The organism is Chlamydia sp. (assembly GCF_017472245.1).
In the GTDB taxonomy this organism is placed as follows: Bacteria; Chlamydiota; Chlamydiia; order Chlamydiales; family Chlamydiaceae; genus Chlamydia.
On the sequence record NZ_JAFUQR010000008.1, the window covers coordinates 207,266 to 228,242 of the forward strand.

Sequence of the window (20,977 nt, forward strand, 5' to 3'; positions counted from 1 at the left end):
ATTCTTTTTTGTTTTTTTTGTTGTTATGCGCCGACTTCGTTTCTTTTTTTATCGATGGATAGGGGGCGCTGCTCTAGTAGGAGCGATCACCGGAATATTCTCTCCTCTTGCAGCAGAGGAGAGACACCCTGCTTGTGCAGGAGCTTGGAAGCTGCAGGAGTTTTTTATAGAAGAAAAACTTCCTGATTTGCGTAATCAAATTCTTTTTCTTGGATGTAATAAACGTCCCGATGTTCTTGGCGGTAAATTTTTTTTAGAATTGATATCAACAAGTGAAATTCGAGAGGTTGCTTTAGGGGACAAGGTTTTTCTTCAGCAAAATCCGGATGAGGAAGAGCTTATTTTTAGTTCAGACCCTACTCCTTTATGGTTAGAGTGTCGGCCCTCCACAGACGGATACTCTTTAGAAGTTTCCGTCCGAATGAAAGGGGGATCAGGGGGGATAATCTCTTCTCCGAGAGATCATGCGTGTTTTTCCTTACCAATGGCCCCTAGATGCTCTCAAACTTGGGAGATAGGAGGGATGCGAGTTGAGCCAAGTATTGCTGTAAAGCAGCGGATACGCTGTGTGGGGAGTGATAAGTTCTTACTCATGCATGGGGGGGCAGATTATGCCGTACAAGCTGTAAAAGAACGTGTAGATTTTGAGTCTTTATCTGGAGAAGCATACAGCCAATATCTGGCTGTTGGAGATATTCTTTTATGGGACGAAGATCGCTGGGTTTCTTATGGAACGTATTCTGGAGATCGAGCAAAAGTTCCTCTTTTTGAAGTAAAGCATATTGACGAGCGAATGATGGTGATCGAGTTGTGGAGTCCTGACGGATTGATGAGCCAGCAGATCACGCTAGTAAAACAAGTCTCATCGCCTATTGAAATTGCAGAGTTGGTGAAAGAATTTTCGTTTGTTGGCATACGAACATGGTCTCGCCCTATCATTATGGCAGGGAAGGATCGATTAGTGCTTTCTGTGGATGATTGGGTAATTTATACAGGCGAGCGATGGGAACGTCTAACGTCAAGGAAACGGTTAGAAGATTATCTTTCAGGGAAGCTTCGCACACCGCTTCTAGTCTTTGAAAGAATGGATAAAGAAGGGGGAGAATTTGTTTTCAAAGGACATGTGTTCAATGCTCAGCGTACTGCTGTTGAATCCATTTCTCTGCCTTTAAAGCAGATTACGGAGGTTACTTCTCAGGGCCATTCGCTGCAAGAGAATGGGAATAAAAATGCTCGTATGGGGGGAGGATCTTAAGTGAAAAAATTATCGCGCTATACTTTCCTTGCGACTTTTTATTTTGGAAGTCTTGGTACTCAGGTATTTCCAATCACTGTTGCAGAGAAGTTAGCTTCTATAGAAGGCAAAATAGAAGCGCAGGCTCCTTTTGCACATATTTCATCATTCAATGCTGAGTTGAAAGAGGCGAATAGTTTACTGAAATCCTTGTATGATGAGGCATTGTCGCTACGTATTCAAAATGAGACTTCCGAAGAAGTTTGGAGTGATTTGCGTCATCGATTGATGAATGCCAAACAACGAGTGCGTGCATTAGAAGATTTATGGTCATCAGAAGTCAGGGAAAAAGGAGGCGATCCTGAAGATTATGCTCTTTGGAATCATCCCGAGACCACGATTTACAACCTTGTCAGCGATTATGGAGATGAACTAAGTATCTATATCATTCCCCAGAATATCGGGGCGATGCGGATTACTGCTATGTCGAGGCTCGTTGTACCGAAGGAGGGATTTGAGGAGTGTTTATCCTTACTTCTTTCTCGTCTGGGAATCGGAGTGAGACAAGTAAGTCCCTGGATTAAGGAATTATACTTAGCTAATCGGGAAGAGGCAGGAGTTGTAGGGATTTTTGGATCCAGACAAGATCTAGATATTTTGCCTTCAACTGCTCGTATTGCTTTTGTTCTCTCTTCCAAGAATTTAGATGTAAGAACTGATGTCCAAGCTTTGAGGAAATTTGCTAATAGTGACACGGTGTTGCTGGATTTTATTGGGGGTAAGGTTTGGTTGTTTGGGTCTGTCTGCGAAATTGCAGAGCTTTTGAAGATATATGAATTTCTACAGTCAGACAATCTTCGTCAGGAACATCGCATCATTTCTTTGTCGAAAATAGAGCCTTCGGAGATGCTGGCTATTTTGAAAGCCGCTTTTCGAGAAGATTTAGCCAAAGAGGGAGAAGAGTCTTCGGGTTCTGGATTGAAGGTAGTGCCTTTGCAGAATCATGGGCGTTCTCTTTTCTTAAGTGGGGCTCTGCCTATAGTCCAGAAAGCAATTGATCTTATTCGAGAATTAGAAGCAGGAATAGAAAATCCTACAGACAAGACAGTATTTTGGTACAATGTCAAGCACTCAGATCCTCAGGAACTCGCAGCTCTCCTTTCGCAGGTTCATGATATCTTTTCCAATGGAGCTGGAACAACAGGTAATAGCGAGGCTTCTTCCAGTAATTCCGGGACTTCTTCGACGAATGGATTAGCCGTACATATAGATACGACTCTAGGTGCTTCTGTAAAGGAAGGTTCCGCAAAATATGGGAGTTTTATTGCGGATTCCAAGACTGGTACTTTGATTATGGTTATCGAAAAAGAGGCGTTACCTAAGATCAAAATGTTGCTGAAGAAGCTTGATGTGCCGAAAAAGATGGTGCGTATAGAGGTCTTACTCTTTGAGCGAAAATTATCAAGTCAGCGTAAATCAGGACTAAATTTATTACGTTTGAGTGAAGAAGTTTGTAAGCAGGGAGCGCATACAGCCTCTTGGGCAAGTGGAGGGATTCTAGAATTCTTATTCAAAGGAGGGGCTAAAGGGATTGTCCCCAGTTATGATTTCGCTTATCAATTTCTCATGGCTCAAGAAGATGTTCGCATTAACGCAAGTCCTTCTGTTGTTACTATGAATCAAACGCCAGCAAGGATTGCCATTGTGGAAGAGATGTCCATAGCAGTGTCTTCGGATAAGGATAAGGCACAATATAATCGAGCCCAGTACGGGATTATGATTAAGATTCTTCCAGTAATTAATATTGGAGAAGAGGAAGGGAAAAGCTTTATCACTCTAGAGACAGATATTACGTTTGATTCGACTGGGAAAAATCAAGCAGATCGTCCTGACGTTACGCGAAGAAATATTACGAATAAAGTTCGCATCCAAGATGGAGAAACGGTGATTATTGGAGGGCTTCGTTGCAATCAGGCAATGGATTCTCGAGACGGGATCCCGTTTTTAGGAGAGCTACCGGGGATTGGGAAATTATTCGGTATGGATACAGCCTCTGACTCTCAAACAGAAATGTTTATGTTTATTACTCCTAAGATTTTAGACAATCCTGTTGAAGAAGAAGAGAAGTTAGAATGTGCGTTCTTAGCTTCCCGACCAGGAGAGAGCGATGAGTTTCGTAGAGCTTTAGTAGCTGGACAACAGGCTGCTAAATTGGCGATGGAAAGAAAAGAATCTCCTGAGGGGGACTCCTCGCATCTTCAGGAAGGGGTGGAGTATAATGGACGAGAATAAGTACATGGTGCAAGACCTATTAGATCTTCTTCCTTATTCTTTTTTAAAGAAAAATTTCCTTCTACCCGTAGAAGCTGTATCGGATAGAATCGTGTTTGCAAGACATCCTAAAAAGACTCCTTTAGAGGCTTTGGATGAAGTCCAATTGATTGTGCAAAAACCACTTTCGCTCATTGCTAAGGAAGAATCTGAAATTATTCATGGATTGCAAAAGCTTTACAGCGATAAAGACGGTAAAGCTTCAGAAATGTTGTTGTCTATGCAAGAGTCGACAGTTCAAGAGTCTGAAAGTGAGACAACAGAGCTTCTTGAGAATCAGGAAAATAGTGCTCCCGTCGTACGGCTGTTGAATTTGATCCTTAAGGAGGCTATTGAGGAGCGAGCTTCAGATATTCATTTTGAGCCTGTGGAAGACTTGCTACGTATCCGTTATCGTATAGATGGCGTGCTACATGACCGTCACGCGCCTCCTAACCATCTTCGAGCAGCGCTTGTCACCCGTATCAAGGTGCTTGCTAAGATGGATATTGCTGAACATCGATTGCCTCAAGACGGCCGTATTAAATTGCAGTTAGGTGGGCAAGAAATAGATATGCGTGCGAGCACGGTACCTGTGATTCACGGAGAACGGGTAGTGTTGCGCATACTTGACAAGCGTAATGTGATTCTGGATATAGCAGGGTTATGTATGCCCCCAAAAATGGAATCGTCGTTTAGAAAAGCAATAGGAGTCCCTGAGGGGATTTTATTAGTTACAGGACCTACAGGAAGTGGAAAGACGACAACTTTATACAGCGTGATACAGCACCTTTCTGGTCCTTTTGCAAATATCATGACGATCGAAGATCCTCCAGAGTATAAACTCCCCGGAGTTGCTCAAATAGCTGTAAAACCTAAAATAGGACTAACTTTTTCTAAAGGTCTTCGTCATTTATTAAGACAAGATCCTGATGTCCTCATGGTAGGGGAGATCCGTGATCAAGAAACAGCAGAAATTGCTATTCAAGCAGCTCTTACAGGTCACTTAGTGGTCTCTACATTACATACTAATGACGCAGTATCTGCAATTCCCCGTTTATTGGATATGGGAGTGGAGCCTTATTTATTATCGGCAACGATGATAGGGGCAGTTGCTCAGCGATTAGTCCGTAAGATATGCTCTCATTGTAAGGAAGAATGTAACGCAGATGTACAAGAGCAGGCTTTGTTGCGAGCATTAGGAAAAGATCCTTTTGCCGCTTTATACAAAGGTCGTGGATGTTCTCAATGTTTTCGTTCGGGATACAAGGGAAGACAAGGAATTTATGAATTTATCGATATGACGACGACACTGCGTTCTGAGATTGCTTTAGGGAAACCCTATCACATTTTGCGAGGTGTAGCTGAACAAGAAGGATATCAACCTCTTTTGGAGCACGGAGTAGATCTGGCTCTTGCAGGAGAGACAACTCTCTCTGAAGTTTTGCGTGTTGCAAAACGGTCAGAGTAGCAGGAGGGGATTATGGCGAGGTTCCTTTGCATCTATCTTGATCAGACAGAGAAGAAGCGCCGTTCTTTCGTAGAAGCTTTCCATCAGCAAGAGGTTAGAGATTTTCTCGTTAGTCAGGGTGCTCAGATCTTGGATATTCGAAGAGTCAGAGAGCGAGGCTATCACGTAAAAGCAGAGGAGCTTGTGATTTTTACGAAACAGCTAGCCTTACTATTACATTCGGGGATTTCCTTATACGATGCATTCTCCTCTTTACGAGATCAGTATCAAGGACGAGCTTTAGCAGGAGTGATTACCTCTTTAATGGAAGCTTTACGTTCAGGAAGGGTGCTTTCAGAAGCGTTAGGACGATTCCCTAAAATTTTTGATTCTTTTTATCAAAATAGTGTGCGTTCAGGAGAGAGTATTGGGAATTTAGAAGGCGCTTTAGCCAACATCATTAGGGTGTTGGAAGAGAAGCAAAAATTATCCAAAAACATCACTGCAGCGCTTAGTTATCCTGCAATATTATTGGTTTTTTCCTGTGCTATCGTCATATTCTTTCTAGTGGGAGTCATTCCTTCTTTGAAAGAGTCTTTTGAAGATATAGAAATGACAGGTCTTACTAAGACTATTTTCTCTTGTAGTACTTGGTTTTGTAAGTATAAGTTTCTCGTTCTAGTCGGGGGACTGGGTGGAGGAGTTACACTTCGTGCTATTTCGAAAAAAAGGGCAGGAAGAAGATTGGTAGAAGCTTTAGTCAAACATATTCCTTTTTTACGGAAGCTAGTTATTAAAGTAAGTTTTTGTCGATTCTGCTCCGTTTCTTCAGCAGTTTTACAGGGGGGAGGAAATTTGATAGAAGCTCTTACGCTCGGTTGTGGGGCTATTCCTCAGGATTTCTTGCGAAAAGATTTGCAGGAAGTGATCCAGGCCGTAGTTCGTGGGGGCTCCTTAAGTCGTGAATTATCACGTCGTACATGGACGCCTAAATTAGTAGTAAGGATGATCTCTTTAGGAGAAGAATCTGGAGATCTTGCTGTGGTATTCACACACGTGGCACAGATCTATAACGATGATATTCAGAGAGTTTTAACTTGGGTAACTGCTTGGTGTCAGCCCATTGTTCTTGTGTTGTTAGGAGGGTTTATAGGGTTGATTATGTTGTCAATTCTATTGCCTCTAACAAGCAGTCTTCAAGTATTTTAAATAGGAGGAAAGCGGTGAGGAAAGTAAGAAGAAAACAATCAATCACATTAATTGAAATGATGGTTGTCATCACTCTCATTGGGATTATCGGGGGAGCATTGGCTTTTAATATGCGAGGAAGTTTGCAAAAAGGAAAAATATTCCAAACAGAGCAGAACTGTGCTCGCGTTTATGATGTCCTCATGATGGAATATGCTTCCGGGAATGTATCTTTGAAAGAGGTAATTGCAAACAGAGAGGCTATCCTAGAGCATTCTGCGTGGTGTAAAGAAGGCAAAAAGCTTCTTAAAGATGCTTGGGGAGAAGATCTAATCGTTAAAATGAACGATAAAGGAGATGATATCGTTGTGCTATCCAAAAAAGTAAGAAACGAACAGCGGGGGTGAGGAAGAAAATGTCCCTCAAGCGCAAACGCTGTTTTTTACTCGTAGAAGTGTTGCTCTCGCTTTCCCTACTTTGTACCGTATTGATCCCGAGTGTAGCTTTTTATATGAGGATAAGTCGTTCTTTTGAGGAGGATATTTTGTGCCTACAATTGCCAGCATTAACGGATCGTTGTTTTTTTGCCGTGAAGGATAAAATACAGCAACAAATGGAAAAAGGAGCGCTCACGCTTCAAGGATCAGGAGAGCTTTCTGGGGTTTATATATACACCAGTAAAGGCGAGGCAAGAACGGTTCCTTACAACTACACGATAGATCTTCGACAAGAAAAACGCGACGCAGAAAAACCTGTTCTGTGCTCTATAGATGTGACCGTGGATCTATTTCCTGGGCAGAAAAGAGGGGCCACTGTGCAGAGGTGCTTATGTGTGGAACGGTAAAGAGGAGACGTTCGTTTCTACTTTCAGAGCTGCTGATCGCCTGTGTACTCATTAGTTTATTACTTGGCTCTTTAGGGTACTGGACTCGTCGGATATGGGTCTCTCATAAAGAGAAGGAACAGGTTTATAGAATTTTTCTTCATGAAGAGAAAATGTATCGTTTGCTCAGAGAGTTTTTTTTGTCGACGACTTCAATAAAGGAAACAAGAGAAGGATTGGTTTTTTCTTTTGATCGAGGGGTATATATTGACCCAGATTTAGCTGGTTTCGTTCAAGGGACTTTGCATTACGATCCAGAATCTCAGGAAGTGTTCCTCATTTTAGCAAGTCAAAGAAAGCAGGGGCATCAGGAAAAACTTCCTTTATGGAACCAAGTGCTCGCTGTCGAATGGAAAGTTTTCCGAAACCAGAAGTTAGACGACGTGGATAGAGTGAGTTTAACTTTGGTTAGAAAAACAAGGGCTTTGCCTCCAAGAACTCTTTCATATATGTTTTCTGTATGTGGGTAGGGGTGCATGCATTTTATTTTCACATTGTTATGTTTAACCTCTCTGTTGACTGTGGTGTCGTTTGATGCTGTGGGGGCTCGTAAGAGAATCTTCTATGCAAAAACATTAGAAAAAGAAGAAGAAATGTTTTCTGCCCGAGAGTCCGCGACTTCTGAGATCATTTATAGAGGTAAAAATAAGCGAATAGCTTCACTTGTGAAGAAAGAAGAGCACCGTGTGCAAAATAAAGAGCGGGATAGCGTAACCGTTCGGCAGAAGCGTTATCGTTTGCTAGAAGTCCCTTTTTCGCGGCCTCCGAATAACTCCAGGTTCAATATGTATTCTTTTCTTAAAGAATCTCCAGAGAACTATACGGATCCCGCTTCGGCGTATGCGATTTTTGCTCGTTTATTATACACATTGTATGTCCAGCCCGGTTTAATTCCTCAGGGGGCAGAATATCGAGTGATGCACGCTTTATTAGATCAGAAGGATATACTCATTGCGAGGGCTCGGGAATTAGGAGCTGATTCTATAGAGACTATAGTGTTACCTCCTGAGGAGGCGGGGTGGTTATACACGATGTTAAAGGGAACAAAGACGGTGCGCTCTTTGCTACATTTCCTACAGTATGAAGAAAAGAACACGAATCAAGGAAAGTTGAATTTACTATTTGCAGATCCAATAATTCTCCAAGCTTTTATTAATAATTCTGAGGCTTATGTTGAATTGGAGCGTGTACGCCAAGAAGTTTGGGAGAGTGCTCGGCAGCAAGAGCTCGCAGTTAAAACTTATGGGCAAGCTGCTGCATTAGAAATGTTTAAAACCCGTACGGACTTTCGTGTAGAATTGCAGGACAAAACACAGGTAATTCTTCATCGATACGACTTACTGCCTCTTTTGAATAAAAAAGTTTTTGATTACACACTAGGAACTGCAGGCGATTTCATTTTTGTAATGGATCCGGAAAATGAAAGAATTATCAGAAGTCGTTGCGTTTCAAGAAGAAAAATTAATTAAATAGTTTTTTATGTTTATATTTAAATTATCTTTTGATAGTTATTTAGTACGAGATTAGTTTAATAAAAAGAAAAAAATCAGGTATGGCTTATGGCGGACGAGACGCAAAAAGAGAGCTCCTCACAACAACCTTCGTCCTCTAAGTTAGGTTCATTTAGACAAAAAGTTCGTGATTTGCACGCAAATCCAAAAGTTGGAGGCATGAAGAGATTTTTGTCTCGGCATGCTTGCGAAGCAATTAGTGGAGCATTGATTGTTTTTGGGATTATAGCGAACTGTGTGTCCTGGGTTGGGGGATTATTCGTTGCTTCCGGGATAGTCCTGGGTTTTTACCCTGAGATACTGTTTGTATTGCAAAATCTTCAGAGCTATTATGCCAAAAATGGACCTATCAAAAACGCTCTAGTATGCGGAGTCGCTCTTTTCTGGTTAATCAAAGCTCCTTCTTTTGTTCTTTCCTTTATTGTGCTTTGTATCATAGTGGTTTTGTTGGCTCAGGGGCAGCACAAAGATAAAACCTCTTCACAATAGATAAAGTGAGCATTTCAAGAGAGAAGGTTGTACATCAAAAAGTATCGAGGTCCCTTCCCCTGTTTAAGGGGGAAGGGATTTTTTTTCAGAAAAATTTCATAAAACTTTTGGAGGATGAGTTCCAAAAAGCATAACGGGAATCTCTTTAAACCAGGCTAAAGTGAAATAGTCGATTTGTTTGACGATAAACCACCAAGCTAGGGTTAAGAAGAGTAATCCCATAAAAGCTTTAAGCGCAGAGAGTAAATAGATCACTTGGACCTGAGGAGCCATACGGTTGATAATCCCTAGGAATAAATCTGACATGAGCATAACTACTGCTGCTGGTGCACTTAATTGAATAGTCATGATTAAACATAGTTGACACAGCTTCAGTATGGCGACCCACATAGGGGCTCGTAATGACATCATCTCTTCTGGGAAGACTGCATGTAAAGGAATTATCTCGAGTGATTGTAAAAGCACAGATAAGACAATACGGTGACCTCCCGCAAGCCAGAACACCATAGTAACAAAATAGTGATAAAAGATTCCGTGGGGGGAGGTTTGTTCAATAGATACTAGAGAAGTTGCCCCCTCCAATCCTTGTATCCCTTGTTGGTTAGTGATGAAAGATCCGGCAGATTGGGCTGCATAAAAAGGGAATGAGAATAAGAACCCAATTAAAAAGCCAATTAAGATTTCTTTAATAAGAAGAATATAAAAGATATCCAAATCCTGGTAATGGACAATGCTTGTGTCTTGTATAACTTGAGGAAAAATCAAGGCTATCCAGGAAAGAGAGATTCCTATTTTAATAGGTGAAGGAAAGAGTTTGGCTCCTAGAAAAGGAATAATTGCGAGCATGGATAATACCCGCGCGAACAACAAAAGAAAAACCGTCCAGACATAATCAGCAGGCTTTTGGAATATATAATCGATATAGGAAGAGCTCAATCCTGAAAGAACCTCGGGGAGCGTTGCCATGGCAATCTACTTCCATTTGTAAAAATTTTGGAAAATTTGAGCTGCAAATCGTAGGATCATATTACAAAGCCATCCTCCCGTAATCATCAATGTTCCAAAAATCACGACCAACTTAATAGCAAAAGCAAATGTCTGTTCTTGAATCTGTGTTGCAGCTTGGAAAATGGCTACCATAATCCCAACAACAGAAGCCAGAATGATAGGAGGAGCCGAGATGATTAGAATCAATAAGAGGGCTTCATACGAATATTCAAACAGAATAGATTTGAAACTTGTTGCAAGCATCAGCATAGGAAAGTCTCTTATTTAAAACTAATCATCAAGCCTTCCAAAAGTAAAGTCCATCCATCTACCATCACAACCAGAAGAAGTTTGAGAGGAAGCGAGATAGACAGTGGGGAAAGCATCATCATCTGCATAGCAACCAAGACGTTGGCTGTTACTAAATCGATGACAAAGAAGGGTAAGTAAATCAATACTCCGATTTCGAAAGCATTTTTAATCTGCCCCATAATGAAAGCTGGAATTACGATCACGAAATCAGAAGGTGTTAATTGTGAGCGAAGTTCCGGAGGAAAGGTCTTTTGTGAAATTTTATAAAAGCTTTGAATTTGGGGTTTAGGAGTATTTTTAATCAGGAAAGAACGTAGGGGTTCTTTCGATTTATTTAAAGCAACAAATACGGTTTCTGCTCCTTCTGCAGAAAATAAATCGCGAGGGATGGCGTTTGATTCAATACCTTTTTTTGCGTCACTATACATAGCCATTCCAGTAGGGAACATCACGTAAATCGATAGAACGAGAGCAATTCCGTTGAGGACTTGGCTAGGAGGAGTTTGTTGCACTCCCAAAGCATTTCTGAGTAAGACCAATGTGATGATGATTTTCAGATAAGAGGTAAGAAGCATCACCAAAAAGGGAGAGAGCGCTAGAAAGAGCAGGATAACCGCTTGTGTAGTCAGATCTGGATAAGTTTCTGAGAAAGCTCCAGAAGAAAGATCTTTTGGAGAAGGAAGAAGATCTTGAGCTGCTACTGTCTGTCTATAAGAAGGGCAGCGAAGGGTTTTCTTTGAATTTTCTGGAGAACTAGGTTTTTCTTGCTGGGGAACAGAAGCACAAGGCTGACAAGAAGAGGCTTCTTGCACCGAAGAGCAAGAGGTATCAGAACAGCCATTGGCAAAACTGTGAGGAGCATGAAGCACGCATAGAAAGAAGAAAATTCGAAGAATCAATCGCATAAAGTCACTACCTAGTCTTTCTTGCTTTGGGAATGATCTATTGAGGGAGCTTCCGGGTTTTTTTTCTGTTTAAGGATATCGGAAAAAGCGTGCTCTAAGGCAGCAAGCTGCACATCAAGCTGGGCATTCACAATTCCTGTTTCTGTTTCAATAATACAACCGCCAGGGGATACACTTGCTTTCGGAGAGAGCAGCAGAACATCGGCGTATTCCACAAGTTTTTTTAATTCTGAACGATGTTGCTCAACAATAGCAAGATCTTGGGGATTTACGTGGATAATGATCCGTTTATTTTGTGTCAGATCTTTTAAGGACTCTGAGATGATAGAGACAACCGTTTCAGGTTTCGTCTCTAACTCTTTTCCGATGATTTTTTTTACGCTAGCGATAGCTAAAGGAACGAGCGCAGTTTTGATTTGTTCTCGCGTAGCGTGTGTTTCTGTAATGAGAAAAGCAAGTTGCTTACTCCAAGCGTCGCTACCTTCTTGGAATCCTTGATTTTTTGCTTCTTCCCGGAGCCGCTCGCATTCTTCATGAGTATTTTGTGTGTAAGTATCACAATCTTCTTGCGTTTTTGCTAAAAGTTCTTGAGCATCTAACACAGCGGTATAGGCGTCTGGGGAGAGAACTTTTTTATTAGGGACGACCTCTTGGTCTTTAAATATTAAACTGAAAAACTTCATTCTTTTGACGAGGTGGGCATCCTTTGGCAAAGCCAACAGGCAGGGAACCTCGCTCCTTTGCTCGTTACTTTATTCCCAACGCGATGAGGTATGTCTTATCGATAGGTAGACAAGGATCTCATTCTTTTTTACAAAGAGAGCGAAGTGTTCCATTGCCTCGCTTGCTCTCATTTTTAACATAGTCATCATAGAAAAAATCTACAACGCTATTCATAGCTTCTTTTTTTTGCATACGGGAGAGTAATAGAAGTAAAAAGAACTCCTGATCTATTGTACGAGAATACTGATACAGTGTTCTAAACGCTCTCGGAAATACTCATTATGGGGGTTATCTATCAAACTTTGTAATGCTTTCTCAAAAATATAGCCTCGCCCAACATCGAGTCTACGAATAAAGTACCAAAGAAAAGAACTGTCTTCTTTTGCTAGAGATCGAGCTAGGAAGCGTAAGCCTTGAACATGAATAAAATGACGCAGAGCACTATCTTCTTCCCAAGAGGCTAAGAAAGCCGTCGGATCGAGATTCTTTATGGGATGAGTCTTACAATATTTCAAGAACATACGCTCAGTTTCAGATAGCATGCGTTGCACTCGATCAATCACTACTCGGTCAACTACATTGCGCATTTCTTGAGCTAGAGCATAAAGTCCTAGACAGTTGATCAAAGCCATTTTTGTCGGTCCAGAATAGTACAGCATAGCATTAAAGGGAGAGACCGGTAAAAAAATTTCTTCTGTAATTCCTGGAGGACGAATCTTTTTACTTAATAAATCTAGCAGATAGAAGGCTCCAAAAGGTGAACAACGTTTAGATGCAGGAACAATGCCTGCTTCTAAAAAAGGAAGAAGATCTTGTGTGAGAGGATGAGGAAACCAGGCTAACAGCTGAGACTGTACAGCCGAAGGGAATTCTTTCATAGCAACACTAACCCAAGAAGGATGAACGGTTGCCAGCCAACGCATATTAAAAGATAGCGACTGCAAAGGAATATCCTGATGATGAGGAGAGTCTAACAGAAGATGCTCTGGCAAAAATTGCGCGAGATCATCTGCTTTTGCATGCTTCATCAGGATATTAAGAATCCCAAAGGTATTCGCTGTCACTTAAGCGTCCTCGTTATTCTCTTCTTGTTTTTCCGCATTTTCTTTAGGAGCTTCCTCTGTAGCTGCTGGATTTTCTGCTCCTTCTGTGGTTCCTGCTGGAGCTTCTTTAGTTGCTGCTTTATTTTGTGTAAAAGCAAGCTGCGAGTACGGAGCCGGATTGAAGAATCCTTTTGTTCCTCCCAAAGCTGCAATTAGCGTATGTGTTTTCCAGATAACCCAGAGCAATCCGCAGGAAAGGATGAAAAGGAGTAAGATTAAGAAGTAGAAAACAAGGCGGAATTTAGTAAGAGAATTTTTAGCGAGGATAATGCCCCATACAGATACATAATCAATCTCGTCGGAAAGACCCCAAGGACCGTTAATAGTGATGTCACTATAGGAAGCACGATCGCTTACTACAGAGACGTTCTCTGGGCAAAGACCTGGAACAGCACTGGCAACCAGACGCTTGATTTTTGAAACCATAATGCTGTTAGGATTGTCTAAAACGCCTCTGTGTTTGATATAAACAGAAGCCGTCAAAGGAAGTTGGTCTTCTTCTGGAGAAAAGGAGATTTGTACGCTAGCATCAACGATACCATCCATCTTTCTAATGGTCGTTGCCATTTGTTCAGAAAGACCTTCTTGGTAGCGAATCTTTTCTTGCATTTCAGAGGGGACGAGTCCTTGTTTAGCAAAGAGATCGAGAAGACTAGTTCCCTTCATACGAGGGAGTCCCGCTTGGTTTAGAATAGCAAGAGCTTCTGTAATTTGCGCTGCAGGAACAGAAATGTCCCACAATTGCTCCGCAGAACCTCCCCCAGTTGATGAAGCTGCTTGCGGAACTTTTTGCGCAGAGACACCCTTGCTCACTAACAGGACTACAATTTCATTAGCGTCGCGTCCCGAAAGTCCGTGTACAATCATAGAACGGCTGTCGCACGCAGAACAACAAAATAGAGCTAATATCAAAAATAAGGATCGAGAAAAAGTATAACGAAACATAACCCACGCTCACCTTTTCACTCACCATAGCAAATGGGGAGATTAGTGCCAATCGGGAACATTTTGTATTCAAAAAAGCTTTCAAAATGAGCGTGTTAAGTTTTAACTTCGTTAATTGGAAAAGATGAGGATGAAGATTTTTTCTGGTTCATAGCTTCAAAAACGGAATCTGCATTAAAGCTAGAACGAACAAAAGGTCCTGCGTAAACGAAAAGACCAAAAGACTCTCCTACAGATTGGTAATAGTTAAAAGTTTCTGGAGAGACGTAATCTTTTACTGGAATATGTCTACGCGAAGGACGAAGATACTGGCCTATGGTCACGATTTTCACACCGTGATCGGCAAGATCTTTCAGGGTTTGCTTTACCTCACTTTCTTGTTCTCCGAGTCCGACCATTATACCAGATTTAATCATGAGATCAGGTAGATATTGAGCTGCATGCTCTAGCATCATAAGGGATCGGCGGTAAGTGGCTTTATGCCTAACAAGAGGAGTAAGTCGCTCCACAGTCTCTACATTGTGATTATAGATAGCGATTTGCGAATCAAGTAGGTGATGCAAAGCAGCAATATTACCTTCAAAATCAGAAGCTAGAACCTCAATAGTAGCTTCTGGAAGTTCGGTATGTAACGTTTTGACAATACGAGCAAGGGCGCTAGCTCCGCCATCTTTGAGATCATCTCGAGAAACCATAGTGATCACAATATGCTTTAATCCTAAAGCTTTTGCGGAAGCGGCGATTTTTTCTCCTTCCTGAGGATCTGGAGGAAGAGGGTTTTTAGTGAAATCTATATCGCAGAAGCCACAGCGACGTGTGCAAGCGTCCCCTAATGCGAGATAAGTAGCTGTGTGTCTGGACCAACAACGGGTGCGATTAGGACAAGAGGCTTCTTCACAGACCGTGGGAAGCCCTTTATTTTTTATTGTTTTGTCTGTTTGAGAAAAGACGCGTCCTATGGGAAGTTTTTGTCGCAACCACTTAGGAAATCTTTCTGGTAAAGACTTCTTTTCTTTAGGGAACTCAGGAGGGGGTACACAACTCATTTTTTAGTAGGAGGCATATGTAATGGAGTATCAACGGCTAACAAGGCGCTCTCAGCCCAAACTTCTGCTAAAGTTGGATGTGCATGAATAGTTTCGTAAATACAAGGAAGGGTTAATTCATTACGGACAGCTAACGTAATTTCAGAGATAAGAGAAGAGGCTTGAGGACCAATAATATAGGCGCCAAGGATTGCCTGTGTTATTTCATGACTAATAATGGCAGCAAAGCCGTCAGCTTCTCCCATAGCAACGGCCTTCCCTATAGCTAGGAATGGGAATTTCGTCACTTTAACCGGAATCCCTTGCTGCTGAGCTGCTGCTGGGGAAAGACCTACCATAGCAACTTCTGGGAAAGTAAAGATTACAGCAGGAACTGCGGAATCATCAATTTCCTCTCTATGGCCGGCTATATTCCGGGCAGCAACGACTCCTTGATGAGAAGCCACGTGAGCAAGCTGCCATTTTCCCGTAATATCGCCAATAGCATAAATAGAGGGGACATTGGTACGCATAAAGGTATCTGTAGGGATCACTCCTCGTTCATCGCAAATGACTCCTGCTTTATCGAGTCCGATATTATCAGTATTTAACCGACGTCCTATGGATACTAGAACGTAGTCATATTCTTCGATAGCTCCATTGAGAGTTAAACGTACGCGATCCCCAATGTCTTCTATATTCGAGACGGAAGCTCCTAACGTAAAGTGAATTCCTTGACGTGTAAGCTTATCAAGCATAGTTTTGGAGATATCAGGGTTGTTCAAAGCAAGAATTTGTTGACTTGCTTCGATGACAGAGACTTTTGTGCCTAATGTATGGAACAGAGAAGCGAATTCACAACCGATAACTCCTCCCCCAATAATAGCCATTTTTTGGGGAATTTCTTTAAGATTTAATACCCCCGTTGAACACAAGATCCTAGGAGATGTTGGAGAAAATGGAATACCTGGAAAAGCACGAGGTTCAGAGCCTGTTGCGAGGATAATGGATCGGGCTTTGATGATAGAGGAGGTTTCTCCTACAATCTTCACTTCTGTTGAAGAAACGAGGGTGCCTCTCCCAGGGAACACTGTAATTTTGTTACTGCGAATTAGCCCATTTAGCCCATCACGAATGCTTCGAACAACAGTATCTTTTCTTTGCACCATAGCAGGGTAGTTGATGCTGAACCCTTCAACATGAATACCGAACTGGTCGGCATGGCGTATTTGGGATACGACTTCTGCGCCTGCCAAAAGTGCTTTAGAAGGGATGCATCCTCGATTTAAGCAAGTTCCACCAGCTTCTCGTTCTTCAATAAGAGCTGTCTTTAATCCCTGCTGGGCGGCAGTAATTGCTGCAACATAGCCTCCAGGCCCTGCTCCAATGACTACACAGTCGAAAGCTTCAGTCATAGTATCCCTTTTTTTGTGAGTTTTGAGAATGGCAATGATCCTCGGGTAATAATCCACACTAAGGAAAGAGAACCCTCATTTTCAGTGTCTTTAAGAATGATAAAACGAGTTCTCTCCAGACAACATGCTTTTTGGATTGTACATCTGGTTGGATAAAATCTCAATCAGGAGAAATAGCAGAGGGAAAGAAAATTTTATAAATGACGCGTTTACTTTGTGTCGTCTGGAAGCAAGCGATACCCTTGATAAGCAAGAAGAGCTCCAACCAAAGCATAGATATACGATCGATTTTTCGGCCAAGAGAGAGTAAGTCCTGCGTCCGTAGAAAATAGGAGGATGATGAGTGAGAAAGCAAGAAATCCAAAACCTAAAAAAAGAGCTGTTATCGGCCAGTGTTGAAGACAAGTCGACTGAGAGGGGGAAGGTTCTTGAATAGGCTCTTCGAAAGTATTTTGGCTATTGAGTACAGCTTCCCAATCTTCTGAAGAGACTGCAAACAGATCACTATCTTCAGCTTTTTTGGATACTTCTGAAGGGAAAGTAATATGGCAAGAAGAAAATCCTTTCGATGTTATCGGAGGATCTTGGAGGAAAGCGCTGCAATAAGGACATTGGGGCATGCAGGCAGACACACTTCCTTCGCATTTCCAACACGTGCGTTGTAGATCTGCTTCTTTTGCAAATGGCATGAAATCACCTCTTTAATAATCTTTGAGGCCTTTTTATGGCTTCCAATCTGCCATCTGTATGTCTTTGCAACATCCCCTTGGCTGCGAGACGATACCCCTCCCGAATTATAGTTCCTAGGAGGAAAAAATCAAGGTAATACGTAAAAAGAAGAATAAAAGGTCAACCAGTTCTTTGCTTTTAGGAATCACTTTGGTCTTCTTGGACTTCTTCAGCCAGACCATGTTCATCTTTGTACGAAAGGATAGTGATCAGATCTTCTCGATTCAAAACATGAAGAATGGCGGAATCTTGGGTTGTCGTTACCTGATTGAGTAAACGCATTTTCTTTTCTATTAAGTAATGAATATGCTCTTCAAGGGTATCTTCAGTGACTAGTTTGTAAATGAAAACGGTATTTTTTTGTCCGATTCTGTGCACACGATCTAAAGCTTGATTTTCTTTAGCAGGGTTCCACCAACGGTCGTACATGATTACTACGTTACCTGCTGTTAGGTTGATTCCTGTTCCTGCTGCTAACAGGGAACCTATGAAAACGCGACACTCCGGGTCGTTGGAAAAACGTTCGATCTCTTCTTTTCTATTTTGTGATTTTCCTTGGACTAAAGCGTATTGGATGTTCTGCTCTTCTAAATACAGGGAAATAATACGAATCATCTGAATGTATTGAGAAAAGACAACTACTTTGTAGCCTGCAGCCAAAGAATCGTTCAGTAGTTTTACAAAAATGGACCATTTTCCTGAAACGTGTTTCGTATAAGATTCTGGGTCTTTGAAATAGACTGCTGGGTGATCACAAATTTGTTTGAGTTGATTGAGCAATGCGAATACATGTAGGTAGTTAACCGCAGAAGAGTCGTCTTCTTTTTCAAGCTGTTCAATTTGGCATTTTTCTTTTTTCAATGTCGTAGCATAAAGCTGAGACTGTTCAGGAGACAAGCGACAAGGAATTAAAGATTCTACTTTTTCTGGGAGCTCTGGAAGAACGAGTTTTTTTGTTCTTCTTAGGATAAAGGGGCGAGTCAGTTTAAGTAGTAAGTCTTTAGAAGAGATAATATCCTCGTCAGTTTCAGATGAATTTTTATGAGCGAATAAACGTTTAAACAGCCCATCGGATGGAAGATAGTTCGGAAGAATAATATCTAAAAGCCCTTTGAATTCTATAAGGTTATTTTCTACAGGAGTCCCTGTGAGGCCCAGTTTCATTTGAGCATCTAAACGACAGAGAATTTTATGGATTTGGCTTGATTTATTTTTTGCCGTATGAATTTCATCAAATACAGCAACAGTGAAAGAGACCTTATAGAATAGAGCATAGTTTTGTCTTAAAGTGCCGTATGAAGTGATAATAATATCGCAGTCTGGAAGCGTCTTAGGTTTATGAGGGCCGTGGAAAGAAAAGAGAGAAGTTTTAGGTAGATGAGAGGCTAATACATGCTCCCAGTGTGGCAATACGCTTGTTGGACACACTACTAAGAATTTCGGATCTTTCGCTGTTTGTGCGACGATATCGAGTAATGCTGTTGCTTGGTGTGTTTTCCCTAATCCCATTTCATCGCAAAGAAGACCAGATAGTCGATGATTATATAAAAACCATAGCCATAACAACCCGCTATTTTGATAAGGACGGAGTTTATGATCTGTGGAAAATAAGTTCACAGGAATAGGAGGAAGGCAAGCAGATTTCAATTGTGAGAAATAAGCAAGATCTTCTTCTGAAGCCTGGATATTCGGATCTGTTACAAGAGGAGCAAGAGCATCTAATTTGAAGATGTCTGTCACCATGGTAATTAGGGTACTCTCTTGAATATCATAGCGTTGGGATGAAAGAAATTGTTTTAGGAAAATGAATAAACAATTATCTAAGTTTAAAAAACCTGCTTTGGTGAATAAGAATTCTTTCTTCCTTTTTAAAGCTTGTAACACCATCCCTAAAGGAATAGAACCGATATTAGTTTTAATTTCTATTTTCAGGTGAAGAGGAGATGATGGATGAGGTCTTTGAATAGCAAGGATGTTGAGTTCAACATGGTCCGGAAGAGCAAGTTGAGGATCTGGGAATATCATGCGATCATCTTTCGAATATTGTAATAAAAACTCCGCTACTTGATTTGAAGGAATCTCTGTAGGAATCTGGCAAATCATTTGTAAAGAGGAGGGGAGTAAATTGAAGCCAATATTTTCACGATACAAAAACTGGCCGAATAAGCGACAAGATTCGTTTTCCAAACCTTCAAAGATTGGCTTTAGGTAAATTCCTGCTCCTTTCGTCTCTCTATGCGCTTCAAAACGAATAGTTTTGAGCGGGGGTTGCGGAGCAAAAAAGTTTGGAATAGATTTGAGAGCAACTTTATGTTGCAGAATAAAATCGGCAACTTGAGGGGCTTTTATGGTTAATCCATCTTGAAGAGCTAGGTCAAGGCGATTATTCAAAAAGAACCCTTGTCTAGAATAATAAGTCCATTTTCCGAAGCGGATTTCTACATCTGCAGGATTCCCAGTATCATAATGGAATAAGAGAACTCCTTGTTCGGTAACACTATAAGATAGAGCGCCTGTTGGGGATTGATTAGAAAATGTCTCAAATCCAGGTTCTTTAATAAAAGTTCCATATTCATCTAAGAAATTTTCTATATGATCTGCGCGTATAGTGAACGAGGGTTCTGGAGACAATAGTCCAGATACAGCCAAAAGTCCTTTGTTGGGAATATAGCAAAATCCTGGATAGATAATATGCCCATCAGCAAGATCTCCAGGCGTTTCTAAATATGCAGAAAAAGAGAGAGAAGCATCGCGTAAGAAATGAATAGAGTAGCGAATAGGACGTTCTTCTGTCTCATAACACAGCTGGGAAAGCAACTGTTCTCTAAAAAATGCGTCTAAAGCAGGGATAATATGTATAGGGAGGGAAAGCTTTTTCGGAATAGAAGAGCATTTATAGGTTCCTGCAAAATATTCTATAGGCCCTAAGATTGTCGCTGGATACTCTCTCACAGATTTTGGCAGAGGAGGATATTCTTTGGTAAAGGAGATTCTAGCTTGTTCGGGGATGACATGAACATCGCTAAGAAGATAGACTTCTCCGCTGTATAGGGAGGTTTGGGAAAATTCTAGTAAGGGAAAGAGCTCTTTTAGAGTGTCCACGTCTAAGATTTCTATAGACAAAGCAATTCCTTCCCATTGAAAGGAGAACAAAGAGGGGAAACCTTGAGGATTTTCCTGGACAGTAAGAGAAGCTCCTTTTTGGGAAAATAGAAAAAACTCTCGAGCTATTCGGTAGAAAACGGATTGAGGGAAAGTCTCTTTCGAGATTTTTTGTGGTTCGGGAGAAGCATGTATGATTGGTAGCCAAGAACTCAAAGATTTTGCAGAAAGACAACGAATGGACAGAAAAAGTTGTTCGGATTTCGCGGTATAGCATTGCTCTCCAGGAGCTTGTAAAGATGCTTTGCTGGAAAAGAGGTGATAAAATAATCCCCACCAGAAAGATGTTTCGAATTTAACGTGAAGAAGAGCGCCTTCTTTAGGGTCATAGGCAGCTAAAGTCGCTATAAGAAGGTGCTCGCAACAATCTCCATCCGGGCAGCTACAAGCCGCAAAGGATAGGTGCTCATCATCATGAAATGATAAGGTACTTGTCCATTCTCCATCGGGAGAGTCGTCATCAGGGATCGTAACTTTATAAGTATTTTTAGAGAAAGAAACGACTATTGACTCCCGGTTATTTTGTAGGAAACGGGTAGCTTGATGACGAAACATGGATAATGAATTTAGAATCATAAAAATCAATCTCTTTTATGTTCCCACGCT

At 41.3% G+C, this 20,977-nt stretch carries 19 protein-coding genes; 9 read left to right on the forward strand and 10 right to left on the reverse strand.

The genetic code is table 11. The features are described 5' to 3' along the window. Positions 1–25: 25 nt before the first annotated feature. From IJ490_RS03955 to IJ490_RS03995, 9 genes are all read left to right on the forward strand, one after another. Complete coding sequence (locus IJ490_RS03955) at positions 26–1,255, forward strand: hypothetical protein (protein WP_291894428.1); 1,230 nt, start codon at positions 26–28, stop codon at positions 1,253–1,255. Next, positions 1,256–3,526 (forward strand): type II secretion system protein GspD, encoded by a 2,271-nt coding sequence (locus tag IJ490_RS03960; RefSeq protein WP_291894431.1) that lies wholly within the window; start codon positions 1,256–1,258, stop codon positions 3,524–3,526. Further along, positions 3,510–5,015, forward strand: a complete 1,506-nt coding sequence (locus tag IJ490_RS03965; protein ID WP_291894719.1) for a GspE/PulE family protein — start codon at positions 3,510–3,512, stop codon at positions 5,013–5,015. The genes IJ490_RS03960 and IJ490_RS03965 overlap by 17 nt, the downstream gene beginning before the upstream one ends. 12 nt (positions 5,016–5,027) lie before the next feature. Further along, complete coding sequence (locus IJ490_RS03970; protein WP_291894433.1) at positions 5,028–6,203, forward strand: type II secretion system F family protein; 1,176 nt, start codon at positions 5,028–5,030, stop codon at positions 6,201–6,203. Positions 6,204–6,217: 14 nt separating this feature from the next. Beyond that, on the forward strand, positions 6,218–6,589 hold the full coding sequence (locus IJ490_RS03975; protein WP_291894436.1) for a type II secretion system protein: 372 nt from the start codon (positions 6,218–6,220) through the stop codon (positions 6,587–6,589). A gap of 8 nt (positions 6,590–6,597) precedes the next feature. Further along, positions 6,598–7,026, forward strand: a complete 429-nt coding sequence (locus IJ490_RS03980) for a type II secretion system protein (protein ID WP_291894440.1) — start codon at positions 6,598–6,600, stop codon at positions 7,024–7,026. After that, the gene (locus tag IJ490_RS03985; RefSeq protein WP_291894444.1) at positions 7,011–7,535 is read left to right on the forward strand and encodes a DUF1494 domain-containing protein; all 525 of its coding nucleotides are present in this window, start codon (positions 7,011–7,013) and stop codon (positions 7,533–7,535) included. The genes IJ490_RS03980 and IJ490_RS03985 overlap by 16 nt, the downstream gene beginning before the upstream one ends. 6 nt (positions 7,536–7,541) lie before the next feature. Next, the gene (locus tag IJ490_RS03990; RefSeq protein ID WP_291894447.1) at positions 7,542–8,534 is read left to right on the forward strand and encodes a hypothetical protein; all 993 of its coding nucleotides are present in this window, start codon (positions 7,542–7,544) and stop codon (positions 8,532–8,534) included. Positions 8,535–8,624: 90 nt separating this feature from the next. Continuing rightward, positions 8,625–9,065, forward strand: a complete 441-nt coding sequence (locus tag IJ490_RS03995; protein WP_291894450.1) for a hypothetical protein — start codon at positions 8,625–8,627, stop codon at positions 9,063–9,065. A 96-nt stretch (positions 9,066–9,161) separates the two neighbouring features. Here the strand turns inward: IJ490_RS03995 and IJ490_RS04000 are convergent, their stop codons facing one another. The 10 genes from IJ490_RS04000 to IJ490_RS04045 form a co-directional block, all read right to left on the reverse strand. Further along, positions 9,162–10,031 carry an EscT/YscT/HrcT family type III secretion system export apparatus protein gene (locus tag IJ490_RS04000; protein WP_291894453.1) on the reverse strand — a complete coding sequence of 290 codons (870 nt, stop codon included), beginning with the start codon at positions 10,029–10,031 and terminating at the stop codon, positions 9,162–9,164. A gap of 6 nt (positions 10,032–10,037) precedes the next feature. After that, a complete protein-coding gene (gene cdsS, locus IJ490_RS04005) occupies positions 10,038–10,322 on the reverse strand; it encodes a SctS family type III secretion system export apparatus subunit CdsS (RefSeq protein ID WP_291894456.1) in 285 nt (94 codons plus the stop codon). Positions 10,323–10,333: 11 nt separating this feature from the next. Continuing rightward, the gene (gene sctR, locus IJ490_RS04010; protein WP_291894459.1) at positions 10,334–11,269 is read right to left on the reverse strand and encodes a type III secretion system export apparatus subunit SctR; all 936 of its coding nucleotides are present in this window, start codon (positions 11,267–11,269) and stop codon (positions 10,334–10,336) included. A gap of 11 nt (positions 11,270–11,280) precedes the next feature. Beyond that, on the reverse strand, positions 11,281–11,952 hold the full coding sequence (locus IJ490_RS04015; RefSeq protein WP_291894462.1) for an HrpE/YscL family type III secretion apparatus protein: 672 nt from the start codon (positions 11,950–11,952) through the stop codon (positions 11,281–11,283). 267 nt (positions 11,953–12,219) lie between these two features. Then, positions 12,220–13,056: a hypothetical protein gene (locus tag IJ490_RS04020; protein ID WP_291894465.1), complete on the reverse strand. Its 837-nt coding sequence runs from the start codon at positions 13,054–13,056 to the stop codon at positions 12,220–12,222. Continuing rightward, positions 13,057–14,040, reverse strand: coding sequence for a type III secretion system inner membrane ring lipoprotein SctJ (gene sctJ / locus IJ490_RS04025; protein WP_291894468.1), 984 nt, complete (start codon positions 14,038–14,040; stop codon positions 13,057–13,059). It lies immediately after the preceding gene. A gap of 95 nt (positions 14,041–14,135) precedes the next feature. Continuing rightward, positions 14,136–15,086, reverse strand: a complete 951-nt coding sequence (lipA, locus tag IJ490_RS04030; RefSeq protein ID WP_291894471.1) for a lipoyl synthase — start codon at positions 15,084–15,086, stop codon at positions 14,136–14,138. Next, entirely contained in the window at positions 15,083–16,480 is a 1,398-nt protein-coding gene (gene lpdA / locus IJ490_RS04035; protein WP_291894474.1) for a dihydrolipoyl dehydrogenase, read from the reverse strand. Before lpdA ends, lipA begins: the two co-directional genes overlap by 4 nt. 209 nt (positions 16,481–16,689) lie before the next feature. Further along, on the reverse strand, positions 16,690–17,169 hold the full coding sequence (locus tag IJ490_RS04040; protein WP_291894477.1) for a phage holin family protein: 480 nt from the start codon (positions 17,167–17,169) through the stop codon (positions 16,690–16,692). Positions 17,170–17,347: 178 nt separating this feature from the next. Next, complete coding sequence (locus IJ490_RS04045; RefSeq protein WP_291894479.1) at positions 17,348–20,947, reverse strand: DEAD/DEAH box helicase; 3,600 nt, start codon at positions 20,945–20,947, stop codon at positions 17,348–17,350. Positions 20,948–20,977 lie beyond the last annotated feature (30 nt).